The sequence below is a fragment of the Streptococcus cameli genome, assembly GCF_053207365.1.
In genome coordinates this window covers 143,015-167,824 of record NZ_JBRUIM010000001.1, presented here as the reverse complement: position 1 = coordinate 167,824, position 24,810 = coordinate 143,015, and the positions used below count along the sequence as shown (strand labels likewise).

At 43.1% G+C, this 24,810-nt stretch carries 25 protein-coding genes and 1 pseudogene; 7 read left to right on the top strand and 19 right to left on the bottom strand.

The genetic code is table 11. The features are described from left to right. Positions 1-16 precede the first annotated feature (16 nt). Entirely contained in the window at positions 17-1,147 is a 1,131-nt protein-coding gene (locus tag ACVR1I_RS00840) for an ABC transporter substrate-binding protein (protein ID WP_447442158.1), read from the bottom strand. 236 nt (positions 1,148-1,383) lie between these two features. On the opposite strand from ACVR1I_RS00840, the gene manA reads away from it, so the two are divergent. Further along, a complete protein-coding gene (gene manA / locus ACVR1I_RS00835) occupies positions 1,384-2,325 on the top strand; it encodes a mannose-6-phosphate isomerase, class I (RefSeq protein WP_447442157.1) in 942 nt (313 codons plus the stop codon). A gap of 38 nt (positions 2,326-2,363) precedes the next feature. Here manA and ACVR1I_RS00830 read toward each other — a convergent pair whose 3' ends face one another. From ACVR1I_RS00830 to ACVR1I_RS00800, 7 genes are all read right to left on the bottom strand, one after another. Then, on the bottom strand, positions 2,364-3,008 hold the full coding sequence (locus ACVR1I_RS00830; RefSeq protein ID WP_447442156.1) for a GntR family transcriptional regulator: 645 nt from the start codon (positions 3,006-3,008) through the stop codon (positions 2,364-2,366). Between the two features lie 113 nt (positions 3,009-3,121). After that, positions 3,122-3,637 carry an Asp23/Gls24 family envelope stress response protein gene (locus tag ACVR1I_RS00825; protein ID WP_447442155.1) on the bottom strand — a complete coding sequence of 172 codons (516 nt, stop codon included), beginning with the start codon at positions 3,635-3,637 and terminating at the stop codon, positions 3,122-3,124. A gap of 3 nt (positions 3,638-3,640) precedes the next feature. After that, a complete protein-coding gene (locus ACVR1I_RS00820) occupies positions 3,641-3,856 on the bottom strand; it encodes a CsbD family protein (RefSeq protein ID WP_447442154.1) in 216 nt (71 codons plus the stop codon). Positions 3,857-3,897: 41 nt separating this feature from the next. Next, positions 3,898-4,440: an Asp23/Gls24 family envelope stress response protein gene (locus ACVR1I_RS00815; protein ID WP_447442153.1), complete on the bottom strand. Its 543-nt coding sequence runs from the start codon at positions 4,438-4,440 to the stop codon at positions 3,898-3,900. 54 nt (positions 4,441-4,494) lie between these two features. Further along, entirely contained in the window at positions 4,495-4,689 is a 195-nt protein-coding gene (locus ACVR1I_RS00810; RefSeq protein ID WP_447442152.1) for a DUF2273 domain-containing protein, read from the bottom strand. A 9-nt stretch (positions 4,690-4,698) separates the two neighbouring features. Next, complete coding sequence (gene amaP / locus ACVR1I_RS00805; protein WP_447442151.1) at positions 4,699-5,274, bottom strand: alkaline shock response membrane anchor protein AmaP; 576 nt, start codon at positions 5,272-5,274, stop codon at positions 4,699-4,701. Positions 5,275-5,307: 33 nt separating this feature from the next. Further along, positions 5,308-5,550 (bottom strand): GlsB/YeaQ/YmgE family stress response membrane protein, encoded by a 243-nt coding sequence (locus ACVR1I_RS00800; protein WP_447442150.1) that lies wholly within the window; start codon positions 5,548-5,550, stop codon positions 5,308-5,310. Positions 5,551-6,149: 599 nt separating this feature from the next. Here ACVR1I_RS00800 and ACVR1I_RS00795 point away from each other — a divergent pair. From ACVR1I_RS00795 to ACVR1I_RS00785, 3 genes are all read left to right on the top strand, one after another. After that, positions 6,150-7,343 carry a quaternary amine ABC transporter ATP-binding protein gene (locus tag ACVR1I_RS00795; RefSeq protein ID WP_447442149.1) on the top strand — a complete coding sequence of 398 codons (1,194 nt, stop codon included), beginning with the start codon at positions 6,150-6,152 and terminating at the stop codon, positions 7,341-7,343. Between the two features lie 20 nt (positions 7,344-7,363). Beyond that, entirely contained in the window at positions 7,364-9,091 is a 1,728-nt protein-coding gene (locus ACVR1I_RS00790) for an ABC transporter permease/substrate binding protein (RefSeq protein WP_447442148.1), read from the top strand. 119 nt (positions 9,092-9,210) lie between these two features. Continuing rightward, positions 9,211-10,128 (top strand): diacylglycerol/lipid kinase family protein, encoded by a 918-nt coding sequence (locus ACVR1I_RS00785; protein WP_447442147.1) that lies wholly within the window; start codon positions 9,211-9,213, stop codon positions 10,126-10,128. Positions 10,129-10,134: 6 nt separating this feature from the next. Here ACVR1I_RS00785 and ACVR1I_RS00780 read toward each other — a convergent pair whose 3' ends face one another. From ACVR1I_RS00780 to ACVR1I_RS00765, 4 genes are all read right to left on the bottom strand, one after another. Further along, a complete protein-coding gene (locus ACVR1I_RS00780; protein WP_447442146.1) occupies positions 10,135-10,947 on the bottom strand; it encodes a Cof-type HAD-IIB family hydrolase in 813 nt (270 codons plus the stop codon). Between the two features lie 19 nt (positions 10,948-10,966). Next, positions 10,967-11,794, bottom strand: a complete 828-nt coding sequence (locus ACVR1I_RS00775) for a Cof-type HAD-IIB family hydrolase (RefSeq protein WP_447442145.1) — start codon at positions 11,792-11,794, stop codon at positions 10,967-10,969. A 13-nt stretch (positions 11,795-11,807) separates the two neighbouring features. Further along, a complete protein-coding gene (locus ACVR1I_RS00770) occupies positions 11,808-13,076 on the bottom strand; it encodes a CapA family protein (protein ID WP_447442144.1) in 1,269 nt (422 codons plus the stop codon). A gap of 143 nt (positions 13,077-13,219) precedes the next feature. Beyond that, positions 13,220-14,158, bottom strand: coding sequence for a dihydroorotate oxidase (locus tag ACVR1I_RS00765; protein ID WP_447442143.1), 939 nt, complete (start codon positions 14,156-14,158; stop codon positions 13,220-13,222). 212 nt (positions 14,159-14,370) lie between these two features. Here ACVR1I_RS00765 and gdhA point away from each other — a divergent pair, with 212 nt between their 5' ends. After that, on the top strand, positions 14,371-15,717 hold the full coding sequence (gdhA, locus tag ACVR1I_RS00760; RefSeq protein ID WP_447442142.1) for an NADP-specific glutamate dehydrogenase: 1,347 nt from the start codon (positions 14,371-14,373) through the stop codon (positions 15,715-15,717). Positions 15,718-15,752: 35 nt separating this feature from the next. Here the strand turns inward: gdhA and ACVR1I_RS00755 are convergent, their stop codons facing one another. From ACVR1I_RS00755 to trxA, 3 genes are all read right to left on the bottom strand, one after another. After that, the gene (locus ACVR1I_RS00755; protein ID WP_447442141.1) at positions 15,753-16,610 is read right to left on the bottom strand and encodes a mechanosensitive ion channel family protein; all 858 of its coding nucleotides are present in this window, start codon (positions 16,608-16,610) and stop codon (positions 15,753-15,755) included. Positions 16,611-16,692: 82 nt separating this feature from the next. Further along, complete coding sequence (msrB, locus tag ACVR1I_RS00750; RefSeq protein ID WP_447442140.1) at positions 16,693-17,637, bottom strand: peptide-methionine (R)-S-oxide reductase MsrB; 945 nt, start codon at positions 17,635-17,637, stop codon at positions 16,693-16,695. Between the two features lie 68 nt (positions 17,638-17,705). Then, positions 17,706-18,056 carry a thioredoxin gene (trxA, locus tag ACVR1I_RS00745; RefSeq protein WP_522732205.1) on the bottom strand — a complete coding sequence of 117 codons (351 nt, stop codon included), beginning with the start codon at positions 18,054-18,056 and terminating at the stop codon, positions 17,706-17,708. Positions 18,057-18,199: 143 nt separating this feature from the next. On the opposite strand from trxA, the gene ACVR1I_RS00740 reads away from it, so the two are divergent. Continuing rightward, the gene (locus ACVR1I_RS00740) at positions 18,200-18,688 is read left to right on the top strand and encodes a glutathione peroxidase (RefSeq protein WP_447442138.1); all 489 of its coding nucleotides are present in this window, start codon (positions 18,200-18,202) and stop codon (positions 18,686-18,688) included. 92 nt (positions 18,689-18,780) lie between these two features. On the opposite strand, the pseudogene ACVR1I_RS00735 reads toward ACVR1I_RS00740, so the two are convergent. The 3 genes and pseudogenes from ACVR1I_RS00735 to ACVR1I_RS00725 all read right to left on the bottom strand — a co-directional run. Next, positions 18,781-20,211, bottom strand: a pseudogene (locus ACVR1I_RS00735) (DUF4767 domain-containing protein); the annotation flags it as partial. Positions 20,212-20,291: 80 nt separating this feature from the next. Then, positions 20,292-21,080, bottom strand: coding sequence for an alpha/beta hydrolase (locus ACVR1I_RS00730; RefSeq protein WP_447442137.1), 789 nt, complete (start codon positions 21,078-21,080; stop codon positions 20,292-20,294). 44 nt (positions 21,081-21,124) lie between these two features. Then, complete coding sequence (locus ACVR1I_RS00725; RefSeq protein ID WP_447442136.1) at positions 21,125-21,544, bottom strand: Lrp/AsnC family transcriptional regulator; 420 nt, start codon at positions 21,542-21,544, stop codon at positions 21,125-21,127. A gap of 111 nt (positions 21,545-21,655) precedes the next feature. Between ACVR1I_RS00725 and ACVR1I_RS00720 the strand changes: the two genes are divergently transcribed. After that, positions 21,656-22,435: an MBL fold metallo-hydrolase gene (locus tag ACVR1I_RS00720; RefSeq protein ID WP_447442135.1), complete on the top strand. Its 780-nt coding sequence runs from the start codon at positions 21,656-21,658 to the stop codon at positions 22,433-22,435. 40 nt (positions 22,436-22,475) lie between these two features. Here ACVR1I_RS00720 and ACVR1I_RS00715 read toward each other — a convergent pair whose 3' ends face one another. Beyond that, positions 22,476-24,809, bottom strand: coding sequence for an endonuclease MutS2 (locus ACVR1I_RS00715; RefSeq protein WP_447442134.1), 2,334 nt, complete (start codon positions 24,807-24,809; stop codon positions 22,476-22,478). Between the last annotated feature and the right edge of the window lies 1 nt (position 24,810).

Below are 24,810 nucleotides of genomic sequence, written 5' to 3'. Positions count from 1 at the left end.
TTCTTGATTTGAAACCTTATTTCATTTTAGAAATGACATTCTCTTGCCAAAGATTGCCTAATTGCGGAAGCAAACTATTCCAAGCGTCAGAATCCGTAATTGGGGCTACTTTTGCATCCTTGTATTCCGATTCAGGCAGTAGTGCAGCTTGCGCATCTTCATCCAAGGAAACATTTTCACGAATTGGTCTTGCATGTCCTCTAGCTAAGTTATTTTGACCTGCATCAGATAAGATATACTCTCTGGTTAACGCCGCTGCATACGGATGCTTTGTATAAGCATTTATAATGGTGGTATATCCTGACATAGAGGCTCCATCTTGCGGAATCACAACCTTAAAGCGTTCAGGGTTAGCTTCATTTAAGGTTTTTTGAATCGCCAAAGCATTAAAATCCCACATTGGAACAACTTGATGCTCTCCAGCTTCTAAGGTAGCTGTGTCCGCTCCTTGGACATTTAATCGTTTCTCCTCAGCCAATTGACCATAATAGTCTAAGCCAGGTTGAATATTCGTTTCGTCTCCACCATTTGCAACAGCAGCTGAATGCAGCGCAAACTGGTCCTGGTTCCCTGAAGATACATCCCCAATTGTTAATGTATAATCACCTTCAGATACGGCCTTCCAAGATGTTGGTACTTGTCCATTAGTCCCTTCTGTATCAACCAAAAAGGCCATAGTTCCCTTGTAAGCAAGCATCCAGTACCCTTCTCCTTCTGGATCCTTTGCCCATTCTGGAATGTCATCATAATAGGATGTTTTATAAGGCAATGCCAAACCACGAGATACAGCCTCCGGACCAAGCGCAATACCGACATCTCCAATATCTGCAGAAGCATCATTTTTTTCATTTTCAAAAGTAGCTAACTCTTCAGCAGAGGACATATCTGTATCCGTGTGTTTTAAACCATATTTCTCACTTAAATCTTCCCAGGTTTCTTTCCAGTTAGCCCAAGTATCCGGCATACCAACAGAATTAATAACACCTTCTTCCTTTGCTTTTTCTTCAATTGTAGCCACCCCAACCTTATTTAAATCAAGTTGAGCATTCTTTTCAGATGGATTAGAAGTATTTTGGCAAGCAACTAATAAGATACCTACTGCGCCAAGAAGAGAGGTTTTTAGAATTTTTTTGGTAGTTTGATACATAATAACTCCTTAACTAATTGTAATGTGATAGATAAACTACCTCTTCAATTTACCACATTATTATAAAGAGTAATCCAGACCTAAGTAAGGTTTCTGTAAAACATCTCTTCTGGCTTTATCACCTCTCAAATTGTCTCACTAGCAACAATTTCCCTCTTTTCCGCCCCAAACCAACGCCCTTCCCCAAAAACGTGGTATAATACTGGTAAACGCTAACAATCAGAAAAGGAGTCGATATGGCAACACCTTTGTTTTTACAATCTACTATGCACGAAAAGATTTGGGGCGGCACGCGCTTGCGGGACCAGTTTGGCTACGCCATCCCAAGTGAACAGACAGGCGAATACTGGGCCATTTCAGCCCATCCAAATGGGGTTTCGATTGTCGAAAACGGTCCTTATGCAGGGACACCTCTAGACCAACTCTACAAGGAACATCGGGAACTCTTTGGCAACCGAGAAGAAGAGGTTTTTCCCTTGCTGACCAAAATCCTTGATGCCAACGATTGGCTCAGTGTCCAGGTCCATCCAGATGACGCTTATGGCTTACAACACGAGGGGGAGCTCGGCAAGACAGAATGTTGGTATATTATTGCGGCCGATGAAGGTGCAGAAATCGTCTATGGCCACACCGCCCAGACCAGAGAAGCACTGGCTGGTCTCATTCACCAAGGAGACTGGGACCAGCTCTTGACCCGTGTCCCTGTCAAAGCAGGCGATTTCTTCTATGTCCCAAGCGGAACCATGCATGCGATTGGGGAAGGGATTTTAATTTTAGAAACCCAACAATCCAGTGACACAACCTACCGTGTCTATGATTTTGACCGCAAGGACGACCAAGGAAACCTAAGAGAATTGCACCTGGACAAATCCATTGATGTCTTGTCCATCGGAGAAATTCCAAACAGCCACCCATCAACCATTGCAGTGGCAGGTCAGGAATTAACCACCCTTGTGTCCAACCCTTTCTTTACAGTTCAAAAGTGGAACATCCATAGTCAAGCTTCCTTCCAACGCTTCGCTCCCTACCTATTGGTCTCTGTTTTAGACGGACAAGGGACGATTGCTGTTGATGGCCAAACCTATCCGATTCAAAAAGGTAGCCACTTTATTCTGACCAGCGACATTGAAAACTGGCAATTAGATGGTGAAATGGAATTGATCGTCAGCCATGTTTAAAAACAAACAAAAACCAGCCATATAGCTGGTTTTTCTTGTTATAATCCCATTTTAAGGTTAAAGAAGGCTTTCATTCGAGAGTAGGCTAAGTCATCACCTACAAAGAAGACATGGTCTCCTTTTTCAATGACCGCATAAGGACTTGGAGATAAAAGCAACTCTCCCTTGTGCTCGATGGCGATAACCGTCGCCCCGGTCTGGTGCCAGATATTCAAGTCATCGAGTGTCTGCCCAAAGTGATCACATGCTTTATTGACAATAATTTCATAGGGTGCCAAAGGGTAATGGCGACTGATGGATTGACTTTGCAAGAGAAAATCATTGACCGAAATAGACAAGGCTTCTAAATCGTCTTTTTGACGCTGGATTTCAGCTCGAATCTTTTCTTTGATGAGCGCAATCGAGTGAGTCGCTTCATAGTTTTCCAAAAATTCAATGGCTTTTTCTCTGGATAAGACAACTGCCCCACTACCATGTTTTAGACTGACAATCTTTAGATCCGCTAGGATATTTAATGCTTTTCGAGTTGTCTCTGGAGAGACCTTAAATTGAGCTGCTAGAGTTGAACGAGATTTAATTTTCTCTCCAACCTCGTAATCTCCACTCACAATTCGTTTCGCAACTTCTACTGCAATACTTTGGTATTTTGACCCCCGAATCTCTGATGTGTTGGTTCGCACCATGACTACCTACTTTCCATATGTTCTGTACATTCTATTAAATCACAATTCCTCCCTAGTCGCAAGGAAAACACGACAAAAAGAACTGCAAAGCAGTTCTCTTATAAAGTCCGCTATTACGCTAGAACTCTGCCTTCTTTTTCCAAGGCTTCTTTTGTTTTTTCCACTCCTGCTGCAGTTGCTTCTTTGATTTTTTCTGCAGAAGATGACGCAAATTCACCTGTCGCATGTGCCGCCTCCGTCATGCGATCTTGTACTGTTACAGAAGCTTTTTCATGTTCTTCCTTGGTACGAATATCTACAACATTGGCATTTAGTTCAACCACTTTCAAATGGGTCATGACGGCTACATTTTGGGCTACAATCGCTTTGATGCCTTCAACAATAGCCGGAATATCTTTACCATACTCCACTACAATGTTCAAATCAACAGCAACTTCCTTTGTCCCAACTTCAACAGAAACTCCATCTGTTACTGAGTCAGAATTGACCAAGTTGTTTTTCAAATTAGAGAAGAAACCGCCACTAACAGCTAGAAGCCCATCAACGTTTTCAAGAGCATGTCCTACAATTTTTTCAATCACTTTGTCGTCATAAGTTAGAGTACTTTTCATGTTTTGAACGTCTGTCATATCTTATACCTCTCCATCTTTATTGGCTTCATTTTTTAAACCATCTACAATACCTTTAACGGTATCTTTTGCATTTTCTATGCCTTCTTTTGCTTTCCCTGAAAGTTTTTCAACAACACCTTCAGCTTGGATTTCTTTGTCACCGGTTAGTTTACCAAATCCTTCTTTTACAGAACCGGATAATTGGTCTAATTTTGCATTCAATTTTTCTTCTGACATCTTGATTCCTCTTTTCTTTTTCTATACTGAACTTAAGTAACTTATTTTACACGTGGTTCAGCTTGCATATCTTCTACTTTTTCAATGCCTGTTCCAACTGCAGTTTTTACATTATCTACTTGATGGCTGGCAAATTCGCCTGTTGCATGAGCCGCATCTGCAACACGATCTTGTAAGCTCACAGAATCTTCTTCGTATTGGGCACGTGTCTTGATGTCGACAACCTTAACATTAACTTCAATCACGTCCAAATCTGTCATACGTTTCACTTCTGTTTCTACAATTTGTTTGATATTGTCATAAATAGTTGGCAAATGTTTTTGGTATTCCGCTACAATGTTCAAATCAATCGCCACTTGTTCTTTTCCGACTTCAACCGAAACGCCATCTCGAACTGTGTCTGTGTTGATTAATTTGTCCTTGATATTGGCCAAAAAGCCACCATCAACTGCTAATAAGCCATCAATATTGACCAAGGCAAGGCCAACAATTTTCTCAATGACCTTATCGTCAAATGTTAATTCTCCACGCATTTTTTCTGGTGCTTTTGGAGTTGTGTCTTTAATGTAAGTGTTGTTTGTCATCGCATTCCTCTTTCTTTTTGTGACGAATTGTTTTTTATGTAATGGGGACTGGATTTAGCCTTTTAGATTCCGAATAAAGGAATCCAGAAGTCCAGTTCGTTGGCAATAGAGACCACCCAGTATTCCTAGGGTAACTAATAGTAGCGCTAAGATGGTTTTGAAAAAACCAAATAAAATCAATAAAATCGCCAGTATTAGTCCGAGAACCCCTCCCACAATCGGGTATTTATATGTTTCAAATAAGTGCATAAGACCTCCTTATTTCACACGACTATGTTTGTGATGTGAAGTAGACTCCTCAACATCGTGAACATACACCTTAAAGTCAACAGGCCTTCCCAGACCAAAATAGCTCTGCAAGCCTTCTTCAATCCCTTTTTTCAAACCTTCAATTTTATCGGCTGTATGAAAGCGGGAATCTAAGGCACCTTTGACATGTAGCTTAAATTTCTTTTTATACATTTGGGCAACGACACTTGGATTTTCCATTAAACCTGTCTCTTTAACAGCTGTTCTTACATAACCCTCTAAAGCAGATTTTTTTAATACCAGAGACGTATTTTTTTCTGACAATGGAATTTCTGTGTAAATACGTGGGTAAAAGATGACCACAATCACTGCTACAAAAACAAGTATAAAGAAGACCAAAGCTAACCAAAAATAATAATGATGGTAAACATCTTCAATCCAGTATGGGAGATGCAAATCCCAATTTAACCAACTGAATTCTGCTGGTAAAATCAGTTCGCGTTGACTGACTACGGCAACAAACCCAAGTAATGTCAGCAACAAGACACCGATTACACTGTAAAGCCATTTTAATCCTTTATTCATAAGCACAACTTCCTTTCAAGTTTTTCAGTCCAATTAGGATTTTAGTTTTGTTAAGACAAATGAAGTGAGTGCTACTACAATAACTGCACCTAATATTGAAGGAAACAAGGCCATTCCTGCCAAGGTAGGTCCCCAACTTCCAAATAGTGGTTGACCTACGGACGAACCAACAAGTCCTGCAACAATGTTTGCAATCCAACCCATTGATCCGCTTTTTTTCGTAATGCTACCTGCGATAGCTCCGATGACTGCTCCAACGATTAATGTCCAAATCATAAATACTCCTTTTTTATTTCTTGGATGTAGCCTCCCACAAAACGTCTAGAATATAAAGTGACAAGAACTACTATTATTGAAATTGTCACATCTTCGTCCGTTTTTTCTTTAAATAAATTGAAAACGGATAACTTACTTATAAAACAGTGATTAAAAAAGGTGACAATGTGTTTATTTGTTTATATTGTCATTTTATCATATTTTTTGAAATTTGCAAGTGACACGCTTAATAATTTAAATTATTTTTATTTTTTTCTCATTCATGAATGAACCAACAAGAAACAACTCTTTCTAAAACTTTTATTTCAAGTCTAAGTTTATTTTTATATGAATCAAATCAAAAGAATGGTATTTGATACCCAACCATTTCATTTGTCGTCTATTTTATTATTTATTTTATATAGTAGAGTTTCTATTTTTTCTTAGTGAATCCATCTATTTTTAGGTGTTTTCGATTTATATTGATTTTATCCTTGACAAAAAGTGACAACTTGTGATAATATTAAGTATGTTCTGTTTTGGCAGAATATTTTTTTGTTTAAAAAAGTGACAACTTGCGTATTTTTATATATGGTTTGTTGTCTTTAGAAGGAGAAAGTATGGGAACAATATTAGAAGTCCAGGGTTTGACAAAAATCTTTGGAAAAAAGAAATCCGCTGCCTTAAAAATGGTGAAAGACGGAAAAAGTAAACAAGAAATTTTAGAAAAAACGGGTGCAACAGTGGGGGTCTATGATGCCAACTTCAGCATTAAAGAAGGTGAAATCTTTGTTATCATGGGACTTTCAGGAAGTGGTAAATCCACTTTGGTTCGAATGCTAAATCGGCTTATCGAACCCTCTGACGGACAGATTTTATTAGAAGAAAAGGACATTTCCAAGATGAACGACCACGAGTTGCGGGAAGTTCGTCGCCATGACATCAACATGGTATTCCAAAGTTTTGCTCTCTTTCCTCATAAAACCATTTTGGAAAATACTGAGTTTGGTCTTGAACTGCGTGGTGTACCAAAGGAGGAACGCCAGCAATTAGCTGAAAAAGCTCTTGACAACGCTGGGCTCTTATCATTTAAAGACCAGTACCCGAATCAATTATCAGGTGGGATGCAACAACGGGTCGGATTGGCTCGTGCCCTTGCAAACGGTCCTAAAATCCTCCTAATGGACGAGGCCTTTAGTGCCTTGGATCCACTTATTCGTAAGGAAATGCAGGATGAATTATTGGAATTGCAAGCCAATAATCACCAGACGATTATTTTTATCAGTCATGATTTGAATGAAGCTCTTCGAATCGGTGATCGGATCGCCTTGATGAAAGACGGAAAAATTATGCAAATTGGTACTGGTGAAGAAATCCTGACTAACCCAGCCAATAACTTTGTTCGTGAATTCGTAGAGGATGTTGACCGCTCAAAAGTCCTCACTGCTCAAAACATTATGATTAAACCATTGACGACAATTGTAGAGATTGATGGTCCTCAGGTAGCCCTAAATCGAATGCATAACGAAGAGGTATCCATGTTAATGGCTACTAATAAGAAACGAGAATTAGTGGGCGCTTTAACAGCTGATGCCGCCATCGAAGCTAGACGCAAGGGGCTCCCCTTATCAGATGTGATTAACCGTGACGTCTTAACAGTATCTAAAGACACTGTCATCACAGACATCATGCCACTGATCCACGACTCGACAAGCCCAATTGCAGTAACCGATGAACATAACCGCTTATTAGGTGTTGTTATTCGCGGTCGCTTAATTGAAGCCTTGGCTACTACACAAGAAGAGACAGAATAAGAAAAAAGGAGATACGAAAATTGGAAGAATTTTTACAAACCCCACTGCCACTTGCTGAGTGGGTTGAAACAACAACAGAATGGACAACCAAAACATTTGCAGGACTATTTGATTTCCTTCAATGGATTGGGAATCTACTCATGTCTTTTATAACAGACACGCTATTGTTTATACATCCACTTTTATTTATCGCCTTGGCGACTCTAGCTATCTTTTTTCTAGCTAAAAAGAAATGGCCTTTGCCAACTTTTGCTTTCCTTGGATTCTTTTTCATTTACAACCAAGGCCTCTGGGAAGAAATGCTCAATACCTTTACCCTTGTATTGGTGGCCAGTTTTATCTCTGTTATCATCGGTATCCCATTGGGTATCTGGATGGCAAAAAACAAGACCGTCAATCAAATTGTGAATCCGATTTTGGATTTTATGCAGACCATGCCAGCTTTCGTGTACTTGATTCCTGCCGTAGCATTCTTTGGTATTGGAATGGTGCCTGGAGTTTTTGCCTCAGTGATTTTCGCTCTCCCGCCAACTGTTCGTTTTACAACCTTAGGGATTAAAGAGATTTCAGCTGAATTGATTGAGGCCTCTGACGCTTTTGGCTCAACACCTAGCCAGAAATTATTTAAGGTGGAACTGCCGCTTGCGAAAAACACGATTATGGCAGGTATCAACCAAACCATGATGCTAGCACTTTCGATGGTGGTAACAGGATCCATGATCGGGGCTCCTGGTTTGGGACGAGAGGTCCTTTCTGCCCTTCAACATGCGGACATCGGTACTGGTTTTGTTAGTGGTTTGGCCTTGGTTATCTTAGCCATTGTCTTGGACCGTGTGACCCAAGCCTTTAATGAAAAAAATACTGAAAACAAGAAACACGATAAGACCATCAAATGGATTGGAATCGCTGCACTGCTTCTCTTTATTGGCTCTGCTTTGGCGCAAGCCTTTGTTGAACCATCAGCATCTAACAAAGGAAACAAGGGACAAATCCGCATTGCCTATGTTCAATGGGATTCTGAAGTGGCTTCAACCAACGTCCTGGCTCAAATCTTAAAAAATGAAGGATACTCCGTTGAGATGATCCCTCTAGACAATGCCGTCATGTGGCAAACTGTTGCCAACGGAAACGCGGATGTTTCAACTAGTGCTTGGTTACCAGTAACCCACTCCGAACAGTTTAAAAAATACGAGAAAGACTTGGAGGATTTGGGTCCTAACCTAGAAGGTACAAAACTCGGTTTGGCTGTCCCAACCTATATGACAGAAGTCAATAGTATTTCTGATTTAGCTCAAAACGCTAACCAGAAAATCACAGGTATCGAGCCAGGTGCCGGTATCATGAAGGCTGCACAAGAAACGCTAACCAATTATGACAATCTCTCTGATTGGGAATTGATTTCTGCCTCAACGGGTGCCATGACAACCGCTCTTGACCAAGCCATTAAAAAACAAGAAGAAATTGTCATCACAGCTTGGTCCCCACACTGGATGTTTGCCAAGTATGATTTAAAATACCTTGAGGACCCCAACCAAACCTTTGGTTCTTCAGAAAACATCCACACAATTGCCCGTAAAGGTTTTAAGGAAGAACAGGCTGATGCCTATGCTCTGATTGACCAATTTGAATGGTCACAAGAAGACATGGAGTCGGTCATGCTAGAGATGAGTAATGGTTCTTCTCCTGAAGCTGCCGCTAAAAAATGGGTAGACAATAACCAAGATAAGATTGCAAAATGGGTCAATTAACCCTCTTAACCAAGAAGAAAAAAAGCCTAGTGATTTTCTGTCCACTAAGCTCTTTCGTTTTTAGGATAATTTCTAAAAAGATGCTATAATAGATAAAAAATTAGAAGGGAGGAAAGAAGATGAAAAAAGTCTGTATTATCGTCAATCAACAATCGGGGCGATCTGAAAAAGATGAACTAGTCCCAAAAATTATGGATTTCTTTGCACAGCAAACCCAAAACCATTATCAGGTAACGATCCTCTCCCCCTCTTCTGCTAAAGAAGCTAGAGAAGCAGCCAAACAAGCTAGCCAACAAAAAGTGGATATTGTGATTCCTCTTGGAGGAGACGGCACCATCAACTTGGTCTGTGCAGGCGTGTTCGAAGGAGGGAGCCATTCGACCATCGGTATTGTCCCTTCTGGGACGGTCAATAATTTTGCCAAATCCCTCGGTATTCCCTTATCGATTCCCCAGGCACTAGAGGTTTTAGTCGCCGGTCGCACCAAGCAAGTAGATATCGCCCAAGTCAATGAGGAATACATGATTTCCAGCTTGACCTTGGGCTTGATGGCCGACATCGCCCTATCTGTCACCCCCGAGATGAAAAGGCGGTTTGGGGCCCGTGCCTTTTTAAAAGCAGGATGGAAAATTTGGCTTCGCCAACGCTCCTATAAACTGTGGCTTGTTCATGATGGCATGAAACGTAAGCTCAGAACCAGACTTCTTCTCATCACCATGACCAACCACATTGCTGGACAAAAAGGGTTTTCCCCCGAAGAAAGAAATAATGATGGCTTGTTTAGCGTCTATTCACTGGATAAAATCCATCTGCTTCGCTTCATGTGGTTTTACTTTATTCGCCAAAGAGGATTTAATGACTACCAACATTGGGAACATTTTCGGACAGGTAACTTGCAGATTATCAATCGTCGTACTTCCAAGTCCAAAAACCCTATCACCCGTATTGATGGAGATACCCGTTTTCGCCTGCCCGTCCACATTCGTGTACACCAAAAAGCCCTCACAGTCCTCGTTCCAAACCCAACAACACCTTAGCACAAGCTAAGGTGTTGTTTCATTTTCGAGTAATCTTTCCAAAATTTGCAGAACTCCAGAATCATCATTTGAGGGAGCAACTTGCTTGGCTGCGACTAAAACACTGTCAGGACTTCCCTCCATGGCATAGGAGACTCCAGCATATTCCAGCATTTCCAAATCATTGTCACTATCCCCAAAGGCCAGCATCTCCTCTGCTGCAATCCCCCACCGCTCTCCAAGAAAAGCCAAGGCTGTTCCCTTGTTGACACCTGGTAGGACAATGTCAATAAAATGAAAGCCACTGGAGACAGCTTGGACCTGCCCTCTTCCTAAGTCATTGATTTCTGCCACCAGTGTCGGAATATCCAAATGAGGAACATCTAAGGTCAAGATGGTGAAATCATCATCTGGTAAATCCTGCAAGCTCGGAATTTCTGTCCAGGCATGATTGTGTTTTTTTATCAAGCTTTTAAAGGCGGCATCAGCCCCCGCTTCAAAATAAAGGGATTCCAAACCAGATACAGAGCAGCGAGATAGAAGGTCTTTTTTGGCAAAGAGCTCAATCATCTTCTCTACAATGTCCCGGTCAAAATGCCGACTGTAAATCCGCTTCCCTTTTTCATAAATCTGGGCACCCACTTCTGAGACAATCACGATGTCTTCTTCAAATCCTTTGAAAAAAGATTGAATCTGCTGGTATTGGTTGCCAGAGTTGGCCACAACCCGGATGCCTTTTTCAAGTAATTTCGGCAAAAGGGCTTGAAATCGGTCCCGATCATAATCATTTTGGCTGTTGAGAAAGGTGCCGTCCATGTCAAAGGATACTAATCGAATCATATTGTTTCTTTCTATTTTACTATTGAGATGACAAGAGTCTGTCCATTTCCTTTAGGACACTTGATTGTTCATTGGTCGCTAGATGCCGATTAGCCACTTGACGAACCCGGTCGGAAGCATGGCCGACTGAATAAGCTAGTCCTGCCAATTCCAACATTTCCAGGTCGTTGTCATTGTCTCCAAAGGCAACTATATCGGCCGCTTCCACTTGTAATTCTTGTAAAATCCGCTGAATCCCAAAGGCCTTGTGGATACCCACCGGTAACAAATCAATGCTTCCAAATCCGCTGGTCACCGCATGGATTTTTCCAGCAAACACACGGTTGCATTCGTCAATGACTGCATCGACTTCTGCTTCTGGAGCCCACATGCCCATCTTGAAATAGGGCTTATCGGACACTGGTTCCAACTTCTCTAGATAGCTAATTTTCCGGTAAAAAGCCTGCATCTGCTCCTGGTCAATTGCTTTGAAATCCGCAAATGGTGTATGACTCCCATCTAACATGTAGAGCCCTGCTTCATGGGCCAGCATAAAACAGAGAGATTTCAAGCGGTCTCCGTAATAAGCGACCACTTCTCCTATCAAATCCAAGGGCAATTGGTAACGAAAAAGGGTTTGCCCATTTTGGTAGATGTGGGCACCGTTGTCTGCTACAAAAAAGATATTTTGGGCATCAGACCCAAAAATCCGAAGCAAACGAGCCATACTGTTGCCGCTTGCCACGACAAAGGGAACCCCTTGTTCATGCATGTTTTGGCGCAACTTGGCAAACAAGTCTTTGTCATACAGACCTTGGCTATCTAAAAAAGTCCCATCCATATCGCTTGCAATCAATTTGATACCCATAAGGCCTCCTTTCTTACCAATTCAAGTTCATAAAATCCTTCATTTCCTGATAGGCTACATCAATCCGACTCTTGGTAGGATCATCCAGCAAGTCTCGATGTTGGCCACCTTCGATAAAATCTTCTAAGATGAAGGTTTGGTAGCTATAAAGCGGTCCGCCATCAGCGGCATAGCGTCCATTTGGCACCCGACTCACCCAGGTTGGGTGGGCTTGGGCCATCTGAATAGTGGTGGTGTCTCCTGTTTTTTCAATAGTAACATCCATCAGGACACCTCTTTCTGTCCATTGGTAATTGTTGACGCCCTCCATGGTCTCCATCCGTTGGTTGGAGATGAAATTACCCATGGAATAGACAATCAATTTTTTCTGACCGTCCTTTTCGATGGTTTCGGTCGGCTGGGCAACATGGGGGTGGCCACCAAAGACCAAATCCGCTCCCCATTCGACCATCTGATGGTAGAGAGTCACTTGTTCTTGGGTTGGCTCCAGCTGGTATTCGACCCCCATCTGTGGCATGACAATGGTGATGTCGGCTTCTTGTTCTGCCCGCTCGATTTCCGCCTGCATTTTTTCCAGGTTCAAATCGGAAAGGTAGTTGTCATATTCTTCCTGCGACAGTATGCCTTCCATCCCATTAAAACCATAGGCATAGGCCAAAATAGCCACCTTAATCCCGTTGACCTCACGGATTTGCAGCGGAGCTGTGGAACGATTGCCCTCTGGATAGACACCGACGGTCGCAATCCCTGCTGTTGTAAAGGCTTTAGAGGTTGAAATCAGCCCTGGCAAGTTGGAATCCAGAATATGGTTGTGGGCCAAGTCGACAAGATCGTAGCCTGCATCTTTTATGGCTTCCACCACACTTGGCGGAGCATTAAATAGAGGATAACCGGCTAGCGGAAAGTCTGGCGAGATGGTTCCTTCAAAATCTGCAATAGCCAAGTCAGCTTGTTCAATCCAAGGTTTGACATAGGTAAAATTCTCATGGAAATCATAGGTTCCATCTTCCTGCTGGGCACTGATATAAAGAGCATCATGGTAAAGCAGATCCCCATGGGCCATAATCCGGGCTGTTTGAGTGGTTGATGGAGGAGTAGGAGAGGATTTTTGCTGTTGTTTTGTAGATGGAACACGAAGCCCCTTTGAAATAGCTCTAGAGTTAGACAAGGCAAAGACACCCGCCCCCACTATTCCAATCAAAACAAGAGCAAAGAAAATCGCACTCCATTTTCTCTTTTTATACCGTCTACGCTTGCCGACACGGTCTTTTCTTCTTTTCATTTCTCTCTCCTTTACTGGGTATTCTTTCTTCCAGTATAATCTTTTTAAGGCGAAAAATCCATGCTTTCCCTTACGAAAAAAGAATAGAACGCATCCATTATTTTCATGAAAATAAACAGAAAAGAAGCTGGATTTACCAACTTCTAGTCTAGAATATACTGTAATTTCCCACGGAAATCGTCGATGGTCTCATAGCCTTTTTCTGCCATAATGGCTTGCAATTCTTGGGTGATGCGGTCAAAGGCTGCCAAACCTTCTTTTTGAAGGGTGGTTCCGACCTGGACCATACTGGCCCCACAAAGAATGTGCTCGAAGGCATCGCGACCGGTTAAGACACCACCGGTTCCAATGATTTGGATTTCTGGTTTCAGGCGTTGGTAAAAGGCGTGCACATTGGCAAGGGCCGTTGGTTTGATGTATTCACCACCCAAGCCACCAAAACCATTTTTCGGTTTGATCGCGACGGTCTCGTCTTCAATATAGAGGCCATTTCCAATCGAGTTAACACAATTGACAAAGGCCAGTGGAAACTGGTTGTAAATTGCCGCCGCTTGGTCAAAGTGGACCATGTCAAAGTAAGGAGGCAACTTGATGCCAAGTGGCTTTGTAAAATAGGAAAAGACTTCCCGTAAAATCGTTTCCGTTGTTTCAAAATCATAGGCAATTTGTGGTTTGCCAGGTACATTTGGACAAGAAAGGTTCAATTCCACCAAACCCTTGTAATCACTGGCTTCAACGGTTTTCAATATCTCGTGCGTTTCATCAGGAGACAAGCCAACCAAGGACAAGATGAAGGTCCGATTTGGTTCGGTCTCTTGCAAGTCCAACAAATATTCCAAATAATAGTCTAAACCATTGTTGGGTAGACCCATGGAATTGATCGAACCTAAGGGTACATTTTTATAACGAGGTTCAGGATTCCCTGCCCGGTATTCCAAGGTGGCTGTTTTGGTGACAAAGGTTCCAGCTGCAGAATCCTTTACCCCCTCTAATTCCTCTTTTGTCATACACCACACACCTGCCGCATTCATCAAGCAGTTGTCAAAATCAAAACCAGCAATGCTTGTCTTTGTAGAAACCATGTATCATCCTCCTAAAATTTTTTCTATTATATCACAAAGAAAAACTAGAAAAAAATCTCTTGTTGCTCTTGTTCGGATTTTCTCAAATAGAAAAATTTTTCTGACAATTTAATCATTTTTCCTTTACAAGTCCAAGAGATGGTGTTATAATAATCAACAGATAAATTAAATTGTCTGACAATTTAATAATTAATTCTTAGAGGAGAATATGCATGACAAACGCAAAAGCCTATATTGAAGCTTCCTTTGAGGCCGTTAAAGCCCGCAATCCACACGAAACTGAATTTCTTCAAGCTGTTGAAGAATTATTCAGCACCTTAGAGCCTGTTTTTGAAGCTCACCCAGAATACATCACCGAAAATATTTTGGCCCGCATCGTTGAGCCAGAACGCGTTATCAGCTTCCGTGTGCCATGGACAGATAAAGACGGCAATGTCCAAGTCAACCGTGGTTACCGTGTCCAGTTCAATTCTGCTGTTGGACCTTACAAGGGCGGCCTTCGTTTCCACCCAACGGTCAACCAATCCATCTTGAAATTCCTTGGTTTTGAGCAAATCTTCAAAAATGTCTTGACCGGTTTGCCAATCGGAGGCGGTAAAGGTGGAGCAGACTTTGATCCAAAAGGCAAGACAGATGCGGAAATCATGCGTTTCTGCCAAAGCTTCATGACCGAATTACAAAAACACATCGGCCCATCTTTGGACGTTCCAGCTGGCGACATCGGGGTGGGTGGCCGCGAAATTGGTTACATGTATGGCCAATACAAACGCCTTCGCCAATTTGATGCCGGTGTCCTTACTGGTAAACCATTGGCTTTTGGTGGCTCATTGATCCGTCCAGAAGCAACTGGCTATGGCTTGGTCTACTTCACAGACAACATGTTACAAGCCAACGGCAAATCCTTTGAAGGACAAACCGTTCTAATTTCAGGTTCTGGTAACGTGGCGCAATTTGCTGTTCAAAAAGCAACTGAGTTGGGCGCCAAAGTCATCTCTGTTTCTGACTCAAATGGTTATGTGATTGACGAAACTGGTATTGACTTTGATCTCTTGGTCGACGTAAAAGAAAAACGCCGTGCCCGCTTGACAGAATATGCTGCTGAAAAAACAACTGCAACCTACTACGAAGGTTCTGTCTGGGACTACGAAGGACCTGCGGACATCGCCCTTCCATGTGCTACTCAAAACGAAATCGATGGTGAAAAAGCAGCGCGTTTGGTCAAAAACGGTGTCTACTGTGTCTCTGAAGGGGCCAACATGCCATCCAACTTGGATGCTATCCATACCTACAAAGAAAACAAGGTCTTGTACGGTTTAGCCAAAGCTGCCAATGCGGGTGGTGTGGCGACTTCTGCCCTTGAAATGAGCCAAAACAGCCTCCGTCTCTCTTGGACCCGTGACGAAGTAGATGCTCGCCTCAAAGACATCATGGCAAACATCTTTGCGACAGCCAAAGAAACAGCTGAAAAATACGATTTAGGCACAGATTACTTGGCAGGTGCCAATATTGCAGCCTTTGAAAACATTGCAGATGCGATGATTGCACAAGGTATCGTTTAATGTCATACAAAAAGAGTTGGATTAAGCCAACTCTTTTATTTTTTATTGGTCACTGGAAAAGGAAAAACAGCTGGTAATTCAATGCCTTCTTTCAATAAGGCCTCCTGGTAAAGGCCATAGAAATGATGGTAGACCATATACTGTTTGCCATTTTCGACAAAGAGACGGACCCGATAAGAGAATTGACCTGTCGGGCTGGTTTGAGGCCCCAAGACCGTCACCCCTTTGATAACCTCCTCAAATTTAGGCAGTTCCTTTTCATTGACTGCCGCAATGATCTGAGCAACTTTCTCCAAATCAGCTGTCGGATAAAGTGGCAAGTCAATCTGCGCCCGCATATCGCCACGAGACATGTTACTGACCACTAAAATATTGCGATTGGGAATGAAATGAAGGGTTCCATCTGCATCACGGACTTGCGTTGTTCGAATGCCTACACTGATAATCGTCCCTTCGATTACAATAGAGCCATTGGTTAGACGAACATACTCACCTACCTCAAACTGGCGTTCAATGAGAATGAAAAAGCCATTGACCAAGTCGGATAAGAAACCTTGCGCCCCCAGTCCAATGGCGACACCGGCAATCCCAGCACCCGCAAGGAGACTAGAGACTGGCAAACCTAGAATAGTCAAGATGAAATAAATCAAGAGAAAATAGAGTGCATAATTTAGGGAATTCTCTGCTAGACGTAGAATCGTTTTTTGCCGAGCTGGCGTGTGTTTTCCTAAACGCAAAGAGGGCGCTACTAATTTCTGAACGGCGATATGTCCCAACTTTTTAGTAATCAGAAAAATCAGGTACAAAAGTAGCAGAGAGACAAGTTTGTTAAAGACCGTCGTAGCGATGGCATCAACATCAAAGCGAGCCAGGTATTGTTGTATGTATTTCATCGTTTGTCCTTTGTAGATTGTTTACAGACTATTATACCAAAAAAACAGCAGGACGGGGCTCCGACCTGCTGCCTGTTTGTCATTACTCAGCTCTCTCTAATAGTTGCAAGAAACCACCATAGCCAGCTTCTGTCATATCATCTCGTGGCACAAAGCGAAGGGCTGCTGAGTTGATGCAATAGCGCAAACCTCCCTTGTCACGCGGACCGTCATCAAACACGTGTCCCAGATGGGCTTGACCTGCCCGGCTTTTGACTTCAATCCGATTCATCCCATGTGACAAATCTTGAGCATAGAGCGCTACTTCCTTGCTAATGGGTCTGGTGAAGGACGGCCAGCCACAACCTGCATCATACTTATCGGTTGATAAAAAGAGGGGCTCGCCAGTTGTAATGTCCACATAAATCCCAGCTTCTTCACTGTCCCAAAAGGCATTGTGGAAGGGGCGTTCTGTTGCGGCTTCCTGGGTGACACGATACTGTTCATCCGTCAAGCTTTCTTTTAAGACTTCTTGGTCTGGTTTTTGGTAATCCAACTGATCAATCACTGGAATTTGCGACTGGCGAACATCGATGTGGCAATAGCCATTTGGATTTTTCTTGAGGTAGTCTTGGTGGTATTCTTCGGCATCAATAAAGTGGCGTAAAGCTTCAACCTCTACCGCCAATTTTCTACCAAAAAGCGCAGCTTGTTCCGCCATAAAGGCATCGATGACTGGAATGTCGGCTTCATCTGTATAATAAATCCCTGTCCGGTACTGACGTCCCTTGTCCGCACCTTGTTGGTTGATCGAAAATGGATCAATCACGCGCATGTAATAGAGCAAGACCTCACGCAAACTCAAGATACTGTCATCATATGTTATCAAAACAGTCTCTGCGTGATCGGTTTGTTTGAGCAATTGGTAAGAAGTAGTTTCTACCTGACCATTGGCATAGCCCACACGAGTTTGTACAACCCCATTGATTTGGTCAAAATACTCTTCCAAGCCCCAAAAACAACCGCCTGCTAGGTAAATCTCCTTCATGTCTGCCTCCATTCTGTTCTATGGGTGATGGCAAAAAAGTCCAGAACGCGTCTGAACCTTTTGTCGTGTTAGCCGATTTCAGCTAAGATCGATTTGATTTGGTCTTTGGTGTGCACACCTGCCACTTGTTTAACGACTTGACCGTCTTTTTTGAACAAGAGGGTTGGGATCGACATAATTCCAAATTCACGCGCTGTGTTTGGATTTTGATCCACGTCCATTTTGAAGATGCGCAATTCATCTTCGTCTACTTCTGTAGACAATTGTTCCAAGATAGGTGCTTGCATACGGCAAGGACCACACCAAGTTGCCCAAAAATCAACCAGAACAACACCTTCTTGTGTTTCTGTTTCAAAAGTTGCATCAGTAATTGCTTGAACCATCTGTTTTCTCCTTTTATTGGTTATATGGGTCTCCATGCAAAACCTTATGGCTTTGCCTTCCTCCATTTGTACTGCTATTCTACACTAAATCGTGACATTTTCCAAAAATTTGCTACGTTTTTAGAAATCTATGGTTTGTTTCATGGTACAATAGGGAAAATAGCAAAGGAGTGATGCCCATGACCAGTGTGTACGATTTTACCATTCTCAATCAAGAGGGAGAACCTCAAAGCTTAGCCAATTATAAAGGCAAGGTGTTGCTCATTGTCAATACGGCAACCGGTTGCGGCTTAACACCGCAATACGAGGGCTTGCAAAGTCTGTATGATGATTACCAAGCAGACGGTTTTGAAGTCTTGGATTTTCCCTGTAACCAGTTCATGGGGCAAGCGCCTGGAACAGCTGAGGAAATCAATAGCTTTTGCAGTCTCAACTACCAGACAACCTTTCCCCGCTTTGCCAAAATCAAGGTCAACGGAAAAGAAGCCGACCCCTTGTATAACTGGCTAAAAGATCAAAAATCTGGACCTTTAGGTAAACGCATCGAGTGGAATTTTGCCAAGTTCCTAATCGGCCGAGACGGCCAAGTTTTGGCTCGGTTTTCTGCTAAAAGTGACCCTCTCGAAGCCAAAAAATCTATTAAACAGGCCCTAAATGAGCTACCATAAATCGCTAAAACCAAAGAAAAACCGCCTAAAGCAAGTTGCTCCATTAGCTCACTTGTTTTAGGTCGGCTTTTTTATTGATGAACAAGGTTGGCAAATCCAGCTTTCAAATCGTCATTTGCTGTTTCTTTCATATAGAATTTCCCATCATCCATGCCTTGGTTTTGTGCACTATACAAGACAATCGGAACCCCATCTGCCCTAATTGTAAAGTAGTAAGTATGCACTTGATTGCCACTATAATGGTAGCGGTAAATCGCCACTACTTGGTAATCCGAATTTCCTGTACCATCTTGTGAAAACTCCGTCGTAACGTCCTGAACCTGATTCAATCGCACACGGTTTTCTTGGACAAAGGTGACTTCGCTTGCTGTAATATCCTGATAGCTTGGCTGGTTCATCGAATTTCCCCAGTCAACCATGAAATTCGCTAATTGGTTCGATTTATCGGCATTCCATAAAACCCTTGCTTGCCGCTTAGGAATCAGTGATTTTAATAAGGTCTCTATTTGTTCTTGGTCTGCTTCCTCTAGAGTCAAAGCTACTTCTGTATCACCTGCTTGAAGTCGACTAACTTTCGTTTCAAATGATTTTCCTTTGATGCTAAACTGCACTTTTACATCAAAAACTTGACCTGGAAAAGCCGGTATAGTCGCACTCAGTTGATCAGATACTTTTTGTTCATTGACAAATAAAGCCAGCTCCTCAATGTGGTCGTCATCAAATGGCAGAATCGCTTCAATATCTTGTTCCAACAGTTCAATCATAACTGCTAATTTATTTTTCTTAGCCAAATCAGGATTGATCGATAGTTCCGTTTCAACCGTAGCTAATGCCGTCTTCCCCAAAACCTGCATTTCTCCTGGGATAAAGGGACGTTTGTCAACTAAAACAGCATCACCACTCTGGATAGGCTGGCCATCAATACTCAACTCTTCTAATTGACTTGTGACGACTATTTCCAATGGGTAAGTGACAAATTCATAGTTTGGAAAAACGAGCCATTTTTTTCCATTTTCGACTAGACCCAATAATTTATTCTGGTTTTTATCACGATAGATGTTGCGCTTGTTAATACCATTCAGTACCGCTTGAAGCCCACCTTCTTGGCTATCTAAGTAACGGACAAAGGCTTGGGCATCTTTTTTTGTCCATTTTGTTCCAGATTCTGACAGAAGGGTCGTAACCTCTTGAAAATCCTGACTTTTAACAGCAGATGAAAAAGTGTCTATCCTGGTTTCAAGCTTTGTTTGGTGGTGCCCCCAAGTCCATAAACTTCCTGATACTAACAGCAACAAAGCAACTGCAATCCCTAGCCATACGTTTCGTTTTTTGTTGGTTGTCAATGTAGGTGCCAACGAGACCGGCTCAGGAGAAGACGGAGGTGAAGCAACTTGATTTTGCGCTATTTGCTTGATTTTTTTGAGATCAAAATCACTTTGTTTCCCTGCTAAAAATTCTTGTGGAGTCGGCTTTCGACCAATGACTTGTTCAAATAAACTGACCCATTTTTCTTGTGGCGACATCGCATTTTCTACCTTTCATTGTTTTTGTTTGTTATTATTGCCATTATACCAAAAAAGAGAACTTCGCGTCCTCTTTTTTTCTATTTATACTGGTTCTCAGAACGGAATCCTTTTTGTTGGGTCCAACTGTCAATAATATCCACCGTTGTTTGGCGGAATTTACCCGATTCATACATGTGGTCTGCACCTGTAATGGAGACCAAGACGGAGTCCTTGTAATTTTTCGCTGTCTTGCGGGCAATGGCGGATACGGTCATCTTGTCTTCTGTCCCGGTGATGGTCAAGACTGGACAGGACACCTTGCTAAAATCCATGTAAGCAGAGCGTTTTTTATCCAACCAAGGAAAGGCCATTTCCGTATAGACGCGGCCTGATTCCGGTACCAAGTCTTTAAAAACAGCTTCCTTGTCTTCTTCTTTTTGGACATTCATGCAGTAGTTGAAAAATTCTTTTTTGTACTTGTGGGGAAGCATAGGCTTGTTCCAGAACTTCCACTCAAACAGGTGCTTGCCAAAGCATAATAACATGGTTGGGTAAAAAGCAAAGATATCCGCCGTCGGTGCTGGACCCATTAAAATCATACCCGCCACTTCTGCCCGAGCCGCCGCCAGCTGCGCAATCAAGCAACCCAGGGAATGTCCTAGTATAAGGGGTGGCTCTTCCATGGTCTCAATCAAGGCGACCGCGTCATCCACATAATCGGTTAAGCCAACCGTTCCAATCTTGGCCGCACATTCATCGTAAGGCAAGTCATGGTAACGCAGGGTCGGCGTATGAACCCGAAATCCCAAGTTTTCCAAATCAGTAGCAAACTGTCCCCAAACATCCTCCGTACACCAAGTACCGTGGATTAAAATAATATCTTTCATCTTCTTCCTTTTCTTTCTATGAACCGATTAACGATTAATCATTGCTACTCTTTGACCACATTAACAACGCTTGAAATCTGGTAACCGGCATAAGTTTCTAAGCCATCCAGAAAATCCGATAATGCTTGATTGTCCTCAAAGAATACTTCTAACAAATAGCAACCCACTCCAGCTGTTCGATAATGAAAGCCAACTTGCGACTGATATTGTCCGATATAGGCTTGATAAGCTGCATGATTAGGCTCTTTAAGCGTAACTGTAACCACCACATGGACAGGGCAGCCAAATTGACTCCGGTCTATCTCAACCGTATAACCTTTAATGGTCCCCTTGTCCTCTAATTTTTGAAGACGAGCTGAAACAGCAGGTGCCGTTAAATGAACTTTTTGGGCTATTTCGCTGACCCTGAGGCGACTATTCTCTTTTAATAACTTTATAATCTGCTTATCTGTCTGATCTAACATCCTATCTCTTTCTAAATGAAAGTTTTGAGGCCCAAAGACTTTCGAAAAGCCCTGTTCCTTTTTCCAACACTAGTGTATCATAGACCTAGTATTTTTTGAAAGGAAACACTTATGAAATTTCAACACATTCGACAATCTACTGCACGTCTCACTTATGCTGGGAAAACTTTCTTGATTGACCCTTTCCTTGCACCAAAAGGAAGCTATCCTGCTTTTGAGGGTGCTGTTACAGGCAATACAGAAAATAACCCCTTAATCGACTTGCCCCTGTCTCTAGATGCAGTCATAGCAGGTATCGATGCCGTTATTGTAACCCATCTGCATGCTGACCATTGGGATGCTGTTGCAGCTGAGACCTTAGCCAAAGACCTGCCTCTCTTTGTTCAAAACGAGGCAGATGCTTCTATTGTTAGAGAAGCTGGTTTTACCGATGTCCGTGTCCTCAAAACAAACACGCTATTTGAAAGCATTCATCTTCATAAGACAGATGGGGAACACGGGGAAAACCTCCACCTCTTACCAGATCCCTTACGAGACCTCATCGGATCCGTCTCAGGCGTGGTCTTTCAAGCAGACGGCGAAAAGACCCTCTACATCGCTGGCGATACCGTTTGGAACGAAAAAGTCCAAACAGCTATTGACACCTACCAGCCAGATGTAGTTGTGCTAAACGCTGGTGCCAACGCCCTCCTTCCAACTGGTAAGATTGTGATGGACACACAAGATGTCCTTGCTGTTGCTCAACAAACAAGCGCCCAACTCATTTCTGTTCATATGGAAGCTGTCAACCACTGGGTTCTCTCCCGCAAAGACTTACGCACATTTGCTGAAAATGAAGGTTTCTCTGAACGTCTCCACATACCAGTTGATGGGGAAAGTTACCAATTTTAAAATCAATAAAACGACTGTCTAAGATAGGCAGTCGCTTTATTTACTTAAAGGTCACAATGGTGGCTCCTGAGCCACCTGCATTTTGTGGTGCGTAGCCAAAGTCTTTTACGTTTCGGTTTTTGCGGAGGTACTTGGTCACTCCCTCACGGATGACACCAGTTCCAATACCGTGGATGATATCGACTTGGGCCATGTTGTTCAAGAGGGCCTGATCGATAAATTCGTCCAATTCCTGCATGGCTTCTTCATAGCGTTTGCCACGAAGGTCCAGGCGGGCCTTGGGACCTTTGCCAACTGCTCGTTTGACAATATTGACCTGTTTTTGTTTGGTCTGTTGGTCCTTCTCGGCCTTGACCAGGCCAAATTCATCTCGTTTCAAGGTCATCTTGATGAGGCCGACTTGGGCTTCAAAACGGCCATCTTTGAGTTCATTAATCAGGGTGCCACGCTGGCCATAAGCGGTTACGATAATCTCATCTCCAACCTTGGCTTTTCGTTCTTCCTTGGCCTTCTTCAAGACCTTGTTCTTGGACAAGTCAACCGTTTCAGGAGCCAATTGTTTCAACTGGCCTTTGGCTTCAATGATTTGGTGGGGTTTGAGGCTGGCCTGGTCATGAAGATTTTTCAAAATCTCTTCACTTTCTGCCAGGGCTAAGTCGACAATATCCTGGGCTTCCAGCCGGGCCTTATTGAGTTCGGTTTCTCGTTCGCGGACCAACTCATTGTAGAGTTTTTTCAGGGCCTGGTTCATCTTGAAGTTTTCTTGTTCAACGTCTTTGATCCGGTCCAAACGCTTGCGGCTCTCATAAGTCTGCTGCTCCAACTTTTCAATGATCTGATTGACATCACTATCGGTATCGGTCCAAGATTGGGCCTCTCGGATGATGGTCGCTGATAAGCCGAGACGGCGGGCAATTTCAAAGGCATTGGAACGGCCTGGTACGCCCTGCATAAAGCGATAGGTCGGTTTTAAACTGTCCGTATCAAATTCCATACTGGCATTTTCAACACCAACAGTCTCAATGCCGTAAGCCTTGAGCTCTGGGTAGTGGGTGGTCGCTAGGGTCTTGATCTGACGGTGACGGAGTTCTTCCAAAATCGCCATGGCCAGTGAAGCTCCCTCTTGGGGATCCGTTCCTGCCCCCAACTCATCAAACAAGACGAGGGACTGGGCGTCAGCTTTTTCCAAAATCGCCACAATATGGGTCATATGGCTAGAGAAGGTCGACAGACTCTGCTCGATGGATTGCTCATCACCAATATCGGCAAAAATCTCTGTGAAAATCGCCACCCGACTGCCTTCATCAGCCAAAATCGGAAGGCCAGACTGGGCCATCAAATGACTCAGGCCAAGGGTCTTGAGTAAGATGGTCTTACCACCTGTGTTGGGACCTGTGATGACGATGGCTTGCAGGTTTCTTCCAAAAGAAATGTCGTTTGGAACGGCTTGCTCGATCAGGGGATGCCGAACATTTAGGAGGGCAATTTCCTGTTGGTCAGACAGGTGAGGCACAATGGCATCCTGTTTTATGGCATAGAGGTGCTTGGCCCGCACAAAATCCAGATGCCCCACAATCCAAGCATTGTTGCGCAAGAGGTTGGTATGGGGACGCAACAAATCCGACATAGCCGCCAAAATGCGGGAGATTTCATGGCGTTCTTCAGCCCGCGCATTGGTGATGTCTTCACTTAAGGAGACAGCGGCCCGCGGTTCAATGTAGACCGTTGCTCCTGAGGCGGAGATATCATGAACAACGCCTGCGATACGGTTGCGGTAGCTGTTTTTGACCGGCAAAACATTGCGGCCATTTCGACTGGCCAGGACCGTATCGGATAACATGTCTGACTTGGTCTTGAGGTAGTCCTGCATGAGTTGGCGTACCTGGGTTTCTGCCGCCTGAATCCGTCTGCGAATCCGCATCAATTCTTCACTGGCAAAGTCTTCGACATAGCCACCATCATTGATGGACATGAGGGCTCCTTGTAGGGACGGAAAGGCCTCAATTTTTTCAAATAAAACCGGCAATTGTTTGAGCACAACATTTTCAAGCTGGCTATAAAAATCTGCCATGTCTTTTGAGACCTCTAGCACCCGCTTGACAGCTAATAACTCGGTGATGTTTAAGTCTGTATCCAATTCCAAACGCCGCATAGCTGGTCCGATATCTTGAATAGCTCCCATGGAAAACTGGGGATAGTGGACAAACAGATCCGCCATATCCGCCAATTCATCAAAAGCTTGCTGAATACGATGAGCTTCCGTCATCGGCATCAATTCCTGCAACTCAGTCAGACCTTGTTCGGTCACTAAAAAGGGTTCAAATTGGGCTTTTACCTTGTAAAATTCCAAGGTGTCAATAATTTTTGAATTCATA

Bases quoted from the DNA above. Each gene is read 5' to 3' on its own strand.
- ACVR1I_RS00840 (WP_447442158.1), bottom strand. From the start codon at position 1,147: ATGTATCAAACTACCAAAAAAATTCTAAAAACCTCTCTTCTTGGCGCA.
- manA (WP_447442157.1), top strand. From the start codon at position 1,384: ATGGCAACACCTTTGTTTTTACAATCTACTATGCACGAAAAGATTTGG.
- ACVR1I_RS00830 (WP_447442156.1), bottom strand. From the start codon at position 3,008: ATGGTGCGAACCAACACATCAGAGATTCGGGGGTCAAAATACCAAAGT.
- ACVR1I_RS00825 (WP_447442155.1), bottom strand. From the start codon at position 3,637: ATGACAGACGTTCAAAACATGAAAAGTACTCTAACTTATGACGACAAA.
- ACVR1I_RS00820 (WP_447442154.1), bottom strand. From the start codon at position 3,856: ATGTCAGAAGAAAAATTGAATGCAAAATTAGACCAATTATCCGGTTCT.
- ACVR1I_RS00815 (WP_447442153.1), bottom strand. From the start codon at position 4,440: ATGACAAACAACACTTACATTAAAGACACAACTCCAAAAGCACCAGAA.
- ACVR1I_RS00810 (WP_447442152.1), bottom strand. From the start codon at position 4,689: ATGCACTTATTTGAAACATATAAATACCCGATTGTGGGAGGGGTTCTC.
- amaP (WP_447442151.1), bottom strand. From the start codon at position 5,274: ATGAATAAAGGATTAAAATGGCTTTACAGTGTAATCGGTGTCTTGTTG.
- ACVR1I_RS00800 (WP_447442150.1), bottom strand. From the start codon at position 5,550: ATGATTTGGACATTAATCGTTGGAGCAGTCATCGGAGCTATCGCAGGT.
- ACVR1I_RS00795 (WP_447442149.1), top strand. From the start codon at position 6,150: ATGGGAACAATATTAGAAGTCCAGGGTTTGACAAAAATCTTTGGAAAA.
- ACVR1I_RS00785 (WP_447442147.1), top strand. From the start codon at position 9,211: ATGAAAAAAGTCTGTATTATCGTCAATCAACAATCGGGGCGATCTGAA.
- ACVR1I_RS00780 (WP_447442146.1), bottom strand. From the start codon at position 10,947: ATGATTCGATTAGTATCCTTTGACATGGACGGCACCTTTCTCAACAGC.
- ACVR1I_RS00775 (WP_447442145.1), bottom strand. From the start codon at position 11,794: ATGGGTATCAAATTGATTGCAAGCGATATGGATGGGACTTTTTTAGAT.
- ACVR1I_RS00770 (WP_447442144.1), bottom strand. From the start codon at position 13,076: ATGAAAAGAAGAAAAGACCGTGTCGGCAAGCGTAGACGGTATAAAAAG.
- ACVR1I_RS00765 (WP_447442143.1), bottom strand. From the start codon at position 14,158: ATGGTTTCTACAAAGACAAGCATTGCTGGTTTTGATTTTGACAACTGC.
- gdhA (WP_447442142.1), top strand. From the start codon at position 14,371: ATGACAAACGCAAAAGCCTATATTGAAGCTTCCTTTGAGGCCGTTAAA.
- ACVR1I_RS00755 (WP_447442141.1), bottom strand. From the start codon at position 16,610: ATGAAATACATACAACAATACCTGGCTCGCTTTGATGTTGATGCCATC.
- msrB (WP_447442140.1), bottom strand. From the start codon at position 17,637: ATGAAGGAGATTTACCTAGCAGGCGGTTGTTTTTGGGGCTTGGAAGAG.
- trxA (WP_522732205.1), bottom strand. From the start codon at position 18,056: ATGGAGACCCATATAACCAATAAAAGGAGAAAACAGATGGTTCAAGCA.
- ACVR1I_RS00740 (WP_447442138.1), top strand. From the start codon at position 18,200: ATGACCAGTGTGTACGATTTTACCATTCTCAATCAAGAGGGAGAACCT.
- ACVR1I_RS00730 (WP_447442137.1), bottom strand. From the start codon at position 21,080: ATGAAAGATATTATTTTAATCCACGGTACTTGGTGTACGGAGGATGTT.
- ACVR1I_RS00725 (WP_447442136.1), bottom strand. From the start codon at position 21,544: ATGTTAGATCAGACAGATAAGCAGATTATAAAGTTATTAAAAGAGAAT.
- ACVR1I_RS00720 (WP_447442135.1), top strand. From the start codon at position 21,656: ATGAAATTTCAACACATTCGACAATCTACTGCACGTCTCACTTATGCT.
- ACVR1I_RS00715 (WP_447442134.1), bottom strand. From the start codon at position 24,809: ATGAATTCAAAAATTATTGACACCTTGGAATTTTACAAGGTAAAAGCC.